10 protein-coding genes and 1 riboswitch are annotated in these 12,678 nt (G+C 62.0%); of the genes, 7 read left to right on the top strand and 3 right to left on the bottom strand.

What is annotated here, in order from left to right; genetic code table 11:
* Position 1: 1 nt before the first annotated feature.
* On the bottom strand, positions 2-1,891 hold the full coding sequence (locus RCH09_RS09310) for a TonB-dependent receptor plug domain-containing protein (protein ID WP_326940798.1): 1,890 nt from the start codon (positions 1,889-1,891) through the stop codon (positions 2-4).
* Positions 1,892-1,981: 90 nt separating this feature from the next.
* Positions 1,982-2,201, bottom strand: a riboswitch (cobalamin riboswitch).
* A 318-nt stretch (positions 2,202-2,519) separates the two neighbouring features.
* Between RCH09_RS09310 and RCH09_RS09315 the strand changes: the two genes are divergently transcribed.
* Positions 2,520-3,281 carry a protein phosphatase CheZ gene (locus tag RCH09_RS09315; protein ID WP_326940799.1) on the top strand — a complete coding sequence of 254 codons (762 nt, stop codon included), beginning with the start codon at positions 2,520-2,522 and terminating at the stop codon, positions 3,279-3,281.
* Positions 3,281-5,098, top strand: coding sequence for a chemotaxis protein CheA (locus tag RCH09_RS09320; RefSeq protein WP_326940800.1), 1,818 nt, complete (start codon positions 3,281-3,283; stop codon positions 5,096-5,098). Before RCH09_RS09315 ends, RCH09_RS09320 begins: the two co-directional genes overlap by 1 nt.
* An 88-nt stretch (positions 5,099-5,186) precedes the next feature.
* Here the strand turns inward: RCH09_RS09320 and RCH09_RS09325 are convergent, their stop codons facing one another.
* The gene (locus tag RCH09_RS09325; protein ID WP_326940801.1) at positions 5,187-6,644 is read right to left on the bottom strand and encodes an Hsp20 family protein; all 1,458 of its coding nucleotides are present in this window, start codon (positions 6,642-6,644) and stop codon (positions 5,187-5,189) included.
* A gap of 456 nt (positions 6,645-7,100) precedes the next feature.
* On the opposite strand from RCH09_RS09325, the gene RCH09_RS09330 reads away from it, so the two are divergent.
* Both RCH09_RS09330 and RCH09_RS09335 read left to right on the top strand, forming a co-directional pair.
* Positions 7,101-8,051 carry a glycosyltransferase gene (locus RCH09_RS09330; protein WP_326940802.1) on the top strand — a complete coding sequence of 317 codons (951 nt, stop codon included), beginning with the start codon at positions 7,101-7,103 and terminating at the stop codon, positions 8,049-8,051.
* 33 nt (positions 8,052-8,084) lie between these two features.
* Complete coding sequence (locus RCH09_RS09335) at positions 8,085-8,573, top strand: hypothetical protein (RefSeq protein ID WP_326940803.1); 489 nt, start codon at positions 8,085-8,087, stop codon at positions 8,571-8,573.
* A 61-nt stretch (positions 8,574-8,634) separates the two neighbouring features.
* Here RCH09_RS09335 and RCH09_RS09340 read toward each other — a convergent pair whose 3' ends face one another.
* Positions 8,635-9,471 (bottom strand): hypothetical protein, encoded by an 837-nt coding sequence (locus RCH09_RS09340; RefSeq protein ID WP_326940804.1) that lies wholly within the window; start codon positions 9,469-9,471, stop codon positions 8,635-8,637.
* Between the two features lie 337 nt (positions 9,472-9,808).
* On the opposite strand from RCH09_RS09340, the gene RCH09_RS09345 reads away from it, so the two are divergent.
* The 3 genes from RCH09_RS09345 (at position 9,809) to RCH09_RS09355 (ending at position 12,611) form a co-directional block, all read left to right on the top strand.
* The gene (locus RCH09_RS09345) at positions 9,809-11,137 is read left to right on the top strand and encodes a hybrid sensor histidine kinase/response regulator (protein ID WP_326940805.1); all 1,329 of its coding nucleotides are present in this window, start codon (positions 9,809-9,811) and stop codon (positions 11,135-11,137) included.
* Between the two features lie 43 nt (positions 11,138-11,180).
* A complete protein-coding gene (gene tal, locus RCH09_RS09350; RefSeq protein ID WP_326940806.1) occupies positions 11,181-12,122 on the top strand; it encodes a transaldolase in 942 nt (313 codons plus the stop codon).
* Between the two features lie 201 nt (positions 12,123-12,323).
* Entirely contained in the window at positions 12,324-12,611 is a 288-nt protein-coding gene (locus RCH09_RS09355; RefSeq protein ID WP_326940807.1) for a hypothetical protein, read from the top strand.
* The last annotated feature ends 67 nt before the right edge of the window (positions 12,612-12,678 follow it).

Genomic DNA, 12,678 nt, shown 5'->3' on the forward strand with positions numbered 1-12,678 from the left:
CCTATTGCTGCCAGCGCAAGCCGATGAAGACGCCCCGTGGCGGCTGGTTGTAGCCGTACACGGTTTGATAATCACGGTCGAACAGGTTGTCGATACGGCCGAACAGCGCCAGCGACTTCGACAGCGCATAGCGGGCATTCAGGTTCACCAGCGCATAGGCCCCGAGCGGATGACTGCCATCGTTGCGGCTGCCGGTGTATTGCACATCGGCGCCGGCCCGCAGCGCACCAAATGCCTGCGCCGCCGACAACGCGGCGAGCGTGCGGGCACGTCGCGGCAGGATCTGGTCGGTGGCATCGTTGGTCGGTTCCTGCAACGTCAGGCTGGCGTGCAGATCCATGCCACCAAGCGTGCTGCCGGCGCTCAGCTCCAGCCCCTGATTGCTGGCCTGGGCGATATTGAAGGTCGGGCAACTGAACGGATAGCCACCCGAAAAACAATTGTCAGGATCAATGCCGAACTGGTTGCGGGTGCGGGTCTTGAACAGCGTGGTGCGAATCAATGTCTCCCCGGCCGCGTATTGCGCGCCGAGCTCGACCGACCGCGCGGTTTCCGGCTTCAGGTTGGCGTTGCCGCTATCGGGATCGAATACCTGCGCCAGCGTCGGCGCATTGAACGCCGTCGAGGCATTGGCAATGAGCTTGAAGGCGGGCGTGAGCACATAACCGTAACCGAGATAGCCGGTGGTTTTCGCGCCGGAACCACCGACATGGTCGTGCCGCACATTGAGCTGCAACTGGTGCGCGTCCAGCTTGCCATTGATGCCGGCATACAGGCTTGAGGTCGAGCGCGACGGCGCGTTGGTGGTGACGCTGAAGCCGTCGTCATTGCGCACATCGGCGCGTTCGCGCCCGAGATCTGCACCGGCGCTCACGGTCCAGTTCGGTGACAGGCTGATTTCGTTGGCCCATTGCAGCAGATTGGCGGTGCTCTGGTAGCGACTGTCAAACCCGAAGTCGCTGATGGCGATATCGCGATTTTCGGTGCGGGTTTGCGACAGCGTGATGGTCGAGCCCCAGTCCGGGCTGAAGCGATCGCGCGAAAACAGCGCCAGCGATTGTTGTTTTGAAGTGCCTTTGTTGATGTCCGTGGGCGTGCCGAAGCCGCCACCGTCGTAGTTGAACTTGCCGTCGTTGGCGTACAGCCTGGCACCGACCTCATGACCCTTGGCCCACTCCTGCGACAGGTCGGCCGATACGCTGGAATTCTCGTAGCCATCCTTGTCCGGATTCTCGTTCGGGAATTGCCGCGCACTGGCCACCGAGAAGGCATCGGTGTTGAAATGCGACGCCGACATCGCGTAACGGGTGCCGCCGGCCGACTGACCGGAGATATCGCCGCTGACTTTGGTGGTGCCGCGCGAGCCGGCCTCGACCGAGGCGCCGAGCGTCGGCTCCTGCGCGCCGCGCCGGGTGAAAATCTGCACCACGCCCCCGATCGCCCCCGAGCCGTAGATCGCCGACACATTGCCGCGCACGATCTCGATATGGTCGATTTGCTCAGGCAGGATGTGTTCGATCGCTGCGCCGCCGGAAAAACCCTGGCGCCGCACCGGCACGCCGTCGATCAGGATCAGGGTCTGCGCCGGCGCAGCGCCGCGCATGAAAAACGACGTCAGCTGGCCGGGACCGCCGCTTTGCGAGAATTGCAGTCCGGCTTCGTTGCGCAACAATCCCGGCAAATCGATCGCCTGGCTGTTGCGAATCATTTCGCTGGTGATGACGGTGGTATGCGGCAGTGCATCGAGCTGGTTTTGTTCGATCCGTGCGGCCGTCACCACCACGGGTGTCAGCGTAGCGTCGGCCGACGCATTGGAAACGGAAAATAAAAGTGACGCGAACGCGGACAGGCGTGCGGCAGCGCGCAAGGGGGTACGGGGGAACTTCAACATGAATGACCGATCGGCAAGGGGATATCGCGCCAGCTTCCCCGCAAGCGCGATGCATCAAAAACGACGCCACGCACCGTAAGTCCGTGCGCGCCGTTTTCACCTGTCCTGGCCGGTATCCGGGCTCACAAGTCTCACCGCATCACCTTCCCATGCCGTTGGCACAGTGGTGTCGAAATGCGGCTGGCATGAACTTTCCATGCGCTTGTTTACCGTTGCGGGGGCAGCACACGCCTGTTCACATGGAACGCGTGTTTCCCGTTTAACTGCGCGCCGGAAGCGGCGCGCGTGCACCAAAACCAGCACAGTGTAGTCGGCCATCCACCCAATCGTCAATCCATGGCACGGCCGCCGGCCCGGCGCCGGGCGGATTTGACACGAAGTAACAGAAAGTTTCCGCTTAGCAGCAAAATGAGACGGATACGCCCCTTTAATCCGAAAAATTTAGGTATTATTGGGCGACCCTTTTTGTCGTGCGGATGCAATGATCAGCGCACGCAGATTCCGCACTCAAGACCAGCATTGACGGTGCCACCATCGGCATGGAATGGCTGCCAACAACGCGGCGGCAAGGCTGCCGGATGTTGCAGGGCGTTCTTGAAACTTCAACCAAATATGGGATATCCGGGCTATGTCAGATGATTTCGATGCGCTGTTTGAAGAAGTAGCCGCTCAACGTTCCGCGAGTACTGAAACAGCCGCTGCCGCGCCCGCACCGGCGGCAGCCGTGGTAGTCCAGCCAGTCGATGCCGACGCGGGCGCCGTCGAGCCGTCCCAGGATGACACCGCAGTCAAGCCGATGTTCGAGCGCCTGGGTGGCATTGTGCGGTTGTTGCATGATTCGCTGCGCGAGCTTGGCTACGACCGCACGCTGTCGGACGCCACGATGCAGATCGGCGACGCCCAGGACCGGCTTGAGTACATCGCGACATTGACCGAGCAGGCCGCCAACAAGGTCCTGAACACGATCGACGAAGGCATGCCGGCGCAGGATTTGCTGGCCAAGACCGCCAAGGACATGGACAGCCGCTGGAGCGCGCTGTACGACGGCAAGCTCAGCGTCGATGAATTCAAGGCGCTGGCAGCCGATTCGAAGCGCTTTGCCGGCACCGTGATCGAAAATACCGAGACCGAGAAAGCGCGACTGCTGTCGATCATGATGGCGCAGGATTTTCAGGACATCACCGGCCAGTTGATCAAGAAAATCGTGACGATCACGCAGAAAGTCGAAATTGAACTCGCCCAGCTATTGCGTGACAACGCACCCGCTGAGCGCCTGAAAGAGAAAAGCGACAAGGCCAACCCGGACGACTTGATGCAGGGTCCCGCGATAGTTGGCGTTGCCATGGAACAGGATGACGTCGACAGCCTGCTTGATGGACTGGGGTTCTGATGGAAGACATGCTCAAGGACTTCGTGGTCGAGGCGCTCGAACTGGCGACGAATGTGGAAGAGCATCTGCTGACGCTGGAGCGGCGGCCGGATGACAAGGAAATCTTGAATGCCGTGTTCCGCTCGTTCCATACGATCAAGGGCGGCGCCGGCTTCATGAATTTGCCGGCGATGGTGTCGGCCTGCCACCTGACCGAAAACCTGTTCGATGCGCTGCGCACCGGCGCCGCTGCGGTCACACCGCTGGCGATCGAAGCGGCCCTGCAGGCCAGCGGCTTTGTGGCCGACCAGCTCACCGAACTGGCCAACGGCGCCCGTCCCGAAAACCTCTCGGCCATGCCCGTCGCGCTGGAAAACATCCTGACCCATGCCATCGAAGGCAAGCCGGCGCCGGCGGCCGTCAAGGCCCCGCCAGTCAAGGTCGCGGCGGCGCCAGCCAGGACGGTCACATCGATCCTGGGCGCCGACGATACGGTCGACTGGGAGTTGCTGTACCGCGCGATCGTGCCGGGTAACGACGCCGAAGTTGAGCACCCTACGCCGGAATTCGTCGAAGCCGCATCGGCCGCCGCTGCCGCCGCGGCACCGCGCGTGGCCCCGGCCGCCGGCGACAAGCCGTCATCGGCGCCGCTCAAGGAAGACAGCATCCGGGTCGATGCCATCAAGCTCGATGCGTTGCTGGAGGTTGCCGGTGAATCGGTGCAGGCGGCCAATCAGGCCAGCGTGCTGCTGGAAAAACTGCAACAGTTCAAGTTCGAGGACGCCGCCGCTGCGTTGATGGTGAGCCTGACCGAAACACTGAATCGCGCCTCGCGCTATTCGACCGAGCTGCAGCGCGCGACCTTGTCGACCCGGATGCAGCCGGTTGGCCGGTTGTTCCAGAAATTCCCGCGGCTGGTGCGCGAGCTGGCCAAGGATCTGGGCAAGGATGTGGAACTGGTCATCGAAGGTGCCGAAACCGAAGTCGACCGGGTGGTGGTCGACAGCCTGTACGACCCACTGGTCCACATGTTGCGCAATGCGCTGGATCACGGCATTGAAAGCGCGGTTGACCGGGCTGCGCTGGGCAAGCCCGTCAAGGCCATCATTTCGCTCAAGGCATGGCAGGAAGCCAACAGCGTGATGATCGTGCTCGGAGATGACGGCAAGGGCCTGAACGCAGCGGAGTTGCGCAAGAAGGCCATCGCAAAAGGTCTCATCAACGATACTGCAGCACAGTCCAACGAAGAAGCCTATCAGCTGGTGTTCCTGCCAGGATTTTCAACCAAGGAAGTCGCCTCCAGTGTCTCCGGGCGCGGCGTGGGCATGGACGTGGTGAAGACCGCGGTAGAAAAACACCGTGGCGCGATCAGCATCGATTCGGCGCTCGGCGCCGGCACGCGCTTCTCGATCCGCTTGCCGATCGAACTGTCGATCGTGCCGACCATGCTGGTGCGCACCGCCGATGCAGCACTGGCGATGCCAATGTCCGTGGTGCAGCGTGTGGTCGAGCTGCCGGAAACCTACATGGAAGTCGGCGGCGCCCCGGTCCTGCGTGATCAGGGCCGACCGCTGCCGGTGCGTTCGCTGGCCGGCATTCTCGGCTACACGCCGGGCGCTGAGCGCGTCGGCATTGTGATCGCAGCACCCAATCCGTACATCCTTGCGGTCGAACGCGTGGAAGGCACGGCGGAAATGGTCATCAAGCCGCTGACAGCGCTGTCGGTGCCGGGCATTACCGGTACTGCGCGCTCGGCCGAAGGTGAACTGGTGCTGGTGGTCGGGCTGTCGTTCCTGCTGGACGGCTGCAAGGCCAACGCGGTCAAACTGGCCGCATAGAACCACCGCAGCACAAAAAAACCCGCTGCCGGACCGTGTGTCCCGCAGCGGGTTTTTCATGGAACATCAGTGCGCGTGAACCCTCCCATCAGGCCTGCGTTTCCGACCGTACACTGGCACTGCCGGCGACCTGGCGTGAACGGTCATCCGGCGCCTTGGACGGCTGGCCCGGTTGCACGCGCTGCTGTTTGGCCTCGGGCGCCTGCTGACCATGCGCATGTTCGAGCTGTTCGCGACGCTGGCGCGCATTGATCTGCTCGCGCTGCTCACGCAACTCTCCTTCTTCGGCCTCGCGAATATCGAGTCGCACCCCCTGGGTTTGCTGGCTTTGCAGCGGGACGGTGATCTCAAGCACGCCGTCGCGCATCTTGGCTTCGGCATTGTGCCCATCCACCCCTTGCGGCAGCGGAATGGCGCGATAGAAACGGCCATAGCTGCGTTCGGTCCGGTGATAGCCTTCGCTGTCCTGCGCGCTGAATTCTTCACGCCGTTCCCCGGAGATGGTCAACCGGTCTTCGTGCACTTGAAGCTCCACGTCATCCTTGGTCAGACCGGGCAGATCTGCACAGATGACCATTTCGTCACCGCGCTGGGTAATTTCGACGGTGGGTGTCCAGTTGCGTGCAACGATGCCGGTGCTGCTGCGGCTTTGGGCGATCTTTCCGATCGGACGTTGTAACAGCTTGCCGAAGAACTGGTCCATTTCCTCCGACATCTTGCGCATCATCACAAACGGCTCTTCCCACGCATTGAGTACGTTGGGAAGCCAGGCCTGGGGTGACACGAACGACTTTTGCAGCATGCTGGCTTCCTGTTCCAGCATACGCACCGGCATCTGCCCCATCGAATGCGACATCTGCGACATCATGCGCGCCGGTTGTGCCCAGACATCACCGAGCGCCGCCGGCGAATGCGAACGCGATTGACTGGTTTCACCACTAAATTGCATTGACCCGCTTTGCTCTGCCATATTGCCCTCCACATGTGTAGAAAATTGACGAACCTGATTTGATCCCGCTGTTGCGGGCCCCTTGCCTGACTTGTCGGCGCCGGCGCCAACCGCGCCGCTGCGCCTGTTGCTGGCGCCGTTGCTTGAACCTGACTGCCCTTCCTGACCCGCACCGCGCCCTACAGCCGACCCGGCCGGCTGCGATTCCACCATTTCCTTGAATCGCTGCAGGTCGCTGTCGAGCCGCTGCCTGGCGGCCTTGCCAGCGTCACCGGCTGCCACATCGTCGCTTTCCATTGATACGGTCACACGGGTAACGTCATTGGCCGCGGATTGAAAGCTGACCCTGCCCGTATTCTTTGGTCCGCTGGTGCTGCGCCACGCAATGACCTTGTCCTGCACCCGTTCGGTAATTTCGGAATCCCATTCGATTTCCTTGCCACCCTTTTCGCCGCGCCAGTGCAAATGGGCCTCATCGAGTTGCCGCACTTCCCGCACGCCATCCATGAAAAGCGGGTACTCATCGAACTGCGTCATCTGCTGGTACACATTGCGAACCGGTCCATGAATCTCAACTGACTGCTCAATCTTTGCCATCACTTCCCTCCTGGTAATTGCCGCACACATGCGGACTCAAACAAACGCGACCAGGTCGATGCCGAAGTCCGCCATCTGCAGCGCCACGGCGAATGAGACGTACGACCCGTCGCGATCCTTAGAGCCAGAGAGACTCCATAAACAAAAGAAGTTCCATACAAATCACTCAACCTTGCGCTGGATTGGCTTTTACGCGCGGCGGTCAATCTCACCGCCGCCGGCGCAACATTTCCTGCCGCAATACCGCGCTGCGGGGACCAGTTCCGGTGGCGCCGCTGTCATCCGGCAACCGCGTCGAACTCTGCGCAAGCGCAACACCACGCATGCTGGTTTCATTACACTCGAAGCACCTGATTGCACACTCGCATCCAGAAAACCATGCGAACGCCAAGCCCCTTTTCTTCCGACCTGCACGACACCGCAGGCGCCCCGATCTCTTCTCGTCACGCTGACTGAATGCGCGCGCTCAACATCCTTACGTGGCCTGCCCCGGACCACTACCTGCAGTCACTGTGCCAGTTGCCGCATCACTTTCATCTGATGACCAACGCGCAGCATCCGTTGCGCGACCGGGGTCGGCATGGCGCGTGGCAATGGGGCGAAAACGTCCATGTCGTGCCAGTCGAACAGGCCCGTTTCAAGCAGTTCGATTGCATCCTTTTTCAGCATAGCCGACATTATCTGGAAGACCAGTACCTGTACCTGAGCGAGTCGCAGCGACAGTTGCCACGGATTTTTCTCGAACACGATGCGCCCTGCGCGCACCCGACCGATGCGCGCCACCCGGCCGACGATCCGTCCATGCTGCTGGTGCATGTGTCGCCATTCAATCAACTGATGTGGGATAACGGCGACCAGCCGACACGTATCATCGAATACGGTGCCGCCGTCTTTCCCGACGTGCAATACCGCGGTGAGCATGCCAGCGGCCTGGTCGTTGCCCATCATCTGGCGCGTCGCGGACGACGCCATGGCAGCGATCTCTATCGCCAGTTCAGCCTCACCGTTCCGCTTGAACTGGTGGGCGCGGGTTCCGAAGAATTCGGTGGGCATGGCGACATGGCGCCAGCCGCACTGACCGACTTCGCGGCGCAGTTTCGCTTTCTGTTTCATCCCGCCCGGTACGCTGGCGTGAGCATTGCCGTCATTGAAGCCATGTTGATCGGCATGCCGGTCATCGGCATCGCCACTGCGGAAATGTCAGGCCTGATCGACAACGGCGTGTCCGGTTATGTGGATACCGACTTGCGCAAGCTGGAGGCCGTCATGCATGAATTGCTGCAGGATCCGCACTATGCCTTTGTGCTCGGACGTGGCGCGCAGCGACGCGCGCGCGAACGTTTCGGCATGCGTCATTTCACCGCCCAATGGAACGCGGCACTGCAACTGGTCACAGACAGCATCTAGCCGCGCTGGCGCGACCCCGATCGAGGACTCTGCATGACAGTCACCACAAACTTCCGGCTCACCCGCGACATGGCCGAGCAGGCAGTCGGCCTGGCGTTGCCGATGATTGAGAAGGCGATTCGCAATCCCGCCATCGATGCCAGCGGCTTCCTGCATATCGTCATCATGGATCCGGCATTGACGCCGGCAACGGCCAGCTTCGATGAAGCGGTGCTGTATGAATTCGCACTGGGCGATCCTGCGGCACGCGACGCCGACTATGCTGCCTTCGCGCGGGCACGGGCGCGCACCTCCTGGTGCTGCGGCATGGGGAGTCAGGCCGAGCAGGAAACCCGCCCCTATTTGTTGACCCCGCACGACACGGTGCTGTGCGGCAGCACCGTGCTCGATGGCATTACAGTCAGCGTCAGTGGCGCCAAATCCTGGTACGACGAAGCATTTTCAGGGTGCGTCGCATTTTGTCTGAAAGCAGTTGCACGCAGCGAAGAAAATGCGTCGCGCCGCGCCACGATGACCTCGTGACGCGCGTGGCGCAGCCGGACCGGCGGCACGCAAGGGAATCCCCCCCTGCGCTACACCGCCGTCAGGCTGAAGCCGGTATGCCGCCAACCCGTCCGCGCGTGCCGTGCAGCGTGCGCCGGGCCGAGCCGGCAACCCCCATCCAGCCACCCAGGACACCACCGACCATCGCCAGCGTGACGGCGGCGAAGACCATCCAGGCTGCATACCCGGTCCGGCGCACCGCCTCCTCTGCCGCCGTCCGGGCACCCGGAGCGGCACTTTCCGGATGCCCGGCCACGATCAGCGCCTGGTCGACCAGCATGGCGGCACGATCCTGGTCCATCCCCATTGCGCGCGTCAAGGCGGTGATTGCCGGTTCGCGCCGGCCTGCCTGAATGTCCTGCTCAAGCGACTGCAAGACTGTTGCATCGACCCGGCCGGCCTGTCCGCCCAGCATCCCCGCCAGCGGCGCACCGGGACGGGCACTTTGCATCAGCGTCGGCGCCAGCGTGAAGACGCCACTGACGATGCCGCCACCGATCGATGCCGCCAGCAGGGCAAACAGCAGAATCGTGACGGCCCACGATACGATGCCATGCAGGACACCATCGACGCGACGCTTCAGACCGGACATCCGGGCCGCGACATAACCGCCCACCACGGTCGCAACCAGCAGACACAATCCGGCCCACAACACGGGTCCGGTGGCGCTGATGCCATTGCCGAGGTCCATGATGGCCAGGCCAGTGGCAATACCGAGCAGGGTCAGCATGATCTGCACCGAGACGCCAGCGGCCACGCCGGCCAGAATAGCGCCCCACCGGACGGCCGAGAACAGCGAGCGCCGCAGCACCGCGCCGGCTGAGTCATAGCCGTGTTCCTGATACTCTGCACTGGAGGAATATTGGGTTGTCACCATGACGGTTACTCCTTTCAAGACGTTCATAGAATGTTGGCCGGCAGCCAGCCTTGCCGGCGTCGCCATGCCTGCCTGCTGCGCGTTGCGTCCACGCCGCCGGACTGGCGCGGCCGCGTGCTCGCCATTTGTATTTTCCCGATGTTCATGACACTCTGCTTGTAACCAGACACCCTGCTACAGCACCATTCGTGCCTGACCGCCGACGAGGCCGGGACACCGCGGCGACCATGTCGTGGCAAGTAATTTTTACAGCGTCCGGTAAGAATTTCAGGCGCGCTGCGCGGCCAGGCGCCCGGCAACAGACGCGCAGCACCCGGTACGGTATCTGCTAACCGCAATGTGGAGCATCAACACACAGGCAATGATGGAGAGCAATGACAACGCCCCGCCCCGTCAGTCCACCGGTCAGGATTGTGATGATCTGCTGGCGCGCGAGCGGCGGGCGCGGATTCAGGCGGAAATAGCCACACGTGCGCGGGATGAATTCCTGGCCATCGTCTCGCATGAATTGCGCGCGCCACTCAATGGCATCCAGAGCTGGACCCACGTCCTTGAATACCAGGTCGTCGAGGGGGTCGCCAGCCCGCTGGCCCAGCGTGCGCTCAACGGCATCAAGACCGGCATCGCGCAGCAGGTCCGCCTGATCGAAGACCTGCTCGATGTCACCCGCATGATGAGCGGAAAATTGCGCCTGGAGAAGCAGCCGCTTGCGCTGTTGCCCGTCATTCGCGCCGCCGTCGACAGCGTGCGGGCTTCGGCGGCGGCGCGCGGCATTCATCTCGAGAGCAGCTATGCAATCACCGCCGAACAGATCGATGGCGATGCCGACCGCATACAGCAGATCATCTGGAACCTGCTCTCGAATGCGATCAAGTTCACTCCCGAAGATGGCCACGTCTGGATCAGCGCCAGCCGGGTTGGCAGCCGCCTGTGCGTGGTGGTGCGCGACAGCGGCGTGGGCCTTGCGCCGGAGTTTCTGCCAAGACTGTTTGACCGCTTCAGTCAGGCCGATACTTCCAGCACGCGCCGCCACAATGGCCTCGGCCTGGGACTGTTCCTGGTGCGGCATCTGGTGCAATTGCATGGCGGTCAGGTGGAAGCGAGCAGTCCCGGTCCGGGCCTGGGCTCCAGCTTTACGTTGTGGTTGCCGTTGCGGCGCGATCAGGACGCCGCCAGCAGCGACGCCGATGCTCGGCTGGTGCCATTGCCTTCGCTGTCCGAGGTGCGCGTCCTGGTCATCGACGACCAGCCCGAAGCGCGCGATTCGCTCACCGCCTTGCTTACCGGCGCCGGCGCTATCGCCTTTCCGGCTGCCAGTGCGCAGGCCGCGATGACATGGCTGCGCACCCTGTCGGCGAACAATTTTCCCGACATCCTGGTTTGCGACATCGCCATGCCGGGCGAGGATGGCTATGCGGTGCTGCAGAAAATACGTTGCTGGAGCGGCGCCGACAACAGCCAGCCGCTGCAGCGCATCCCGGCGCTGGCGCTGACCGCCTTTACCCAGCGCGAGGATCGCATTCGCGCCCTGACGGCGGGCTTTCAGATGCACGTCACCAAGCCGGTCGCGGCGGAGGAACTGATCGTCGTCATCGCCGCGCTGGCCAGCCGCAATGCGTCACGCAACGCGGCAACAATGACCAGTCTCACCGACCCGCCAATCTGATTGCGTACAATAGCCGTTCTCCCCGACCTCTCCAGACGCGCACATGAACCAACTCGATCAGCTCAAGCAGTTCACCACGATTGTTGCCGACACCGGCGATTTCCAGAGCATCAAGGCGTACGCGCCGCAGGATGCCACCACGAACCCCTCGCTGATCCTGAAGGCGGTCCAGAAGCCGGAATATCGTCATCTGCTGGAACAGGCCGTACGCGATCACGCCGGCCAGTCGACTGCCGCCACCGTCGATGGCTTGCTGATCGCCTTCGGCCTGGAAATCCTGCGACTGATTCCGGGTCGTGTCTCGACCGAGACCGATGCGCGGCTGTCGTTCGATACGGTTGGCACCGTCGAAAAAGGACGCAAGCTGATTGCCCTGTATGAGGCGGCCGGGATTCCGCGCGAACGCATCCTGATCAAGATTGCCTCGACCTGGGAAGGCATTCGCGCCGCCGCCATCCTGGAGAAGGAACAGATTCGTTGCAACATGACCTTGCTGTTTGCACTGCCGCAAGCCATTGCGTGCGCCGATGCCGGGGCGCAGCTGATCTCGCCCTTTGTCGGACGCATCTACGACTGGTACAAGAAATCCACCGGACTCGATTACATTGGCGCCGACGATCCCGGCGTACAGTCGGTCAAGCGCATCTACAGCTATTACCGCAAGTTCGGCTACCGCACCGAAGTCATGGGCGCAAGCTTCCGCAACACCTCGCAGATCATCGAACTGGCTGGCTGCGACCTGCTCACCATCAGCCCGGACCTGTTGCAAAAACTGGCTGAAAGCAATGCCACGTTGAGCCGCAAGCTCAGCCCTGAAATCGCCCAGGCCAGCGATCTGCAAAAGATCACGCTCGATGAAAAATCGTTCCGCGCCATGTGCAATGACGATGCGATGGCGACCGAAAAACTGGCCGAAGGCATTCGAGCCTTCTGCGCCGACTCGCAGAAGCTCGACGGCATGGTGGATGTATTACGCGGCGACTGAACAGTTCCCTGCGCAGCGACATAGTCGCGCCATCATTGATCGGCATCAGGACACCGGCCGACAAGATTGTTTTTTAGTTTTGGTTGACTACCATGACCGCTCTGCCGCGTGCATCGCGTGTGCATCACAATCCGGTTTGATGGGATGGTGCATGCCGATTCACTGGCGACAGGCCACCACTACTTTCCCAAGGAGTTGAGCATGGATGCAACGCAAAAAGACAAGGATGATGATCAGAGTTCCAGAAAAGGTTCGCAATCTGGTTCCCGCAGCACCGGTACCCAGGGCGGCAGCCACGAACAGCAGGTCGACGCTGGCCGTCAAAGTCACAAGAATGAGGGCGGCAGTGGCGGCGGTTCGCGCCAATCTGCAGATGACGACCAGTCATCGGGCAAATCCCGGTCAGGCTCAAGCTCGGGTTCCAGCCGGGGCGGCACCCATGAACAGCACGTCGAAGCCGGCCGCCAAAGTCACAAGAACGAAAAATAAACCGAAGTCATTGCCAAGACATGGGCGTGCGATTGCAGCACGCCTTTTTTTTGCCGGGCGCGTGTTG

Source organism: Actimicrobium sp. GrIS 1.19 (assembly GCF_035984655.1).
GTDB lineage: Bacteria > Pseudomonadota > Gammaproteobacteria > Burkholderiales > Burkholderiaceae_D > Actimicrobium.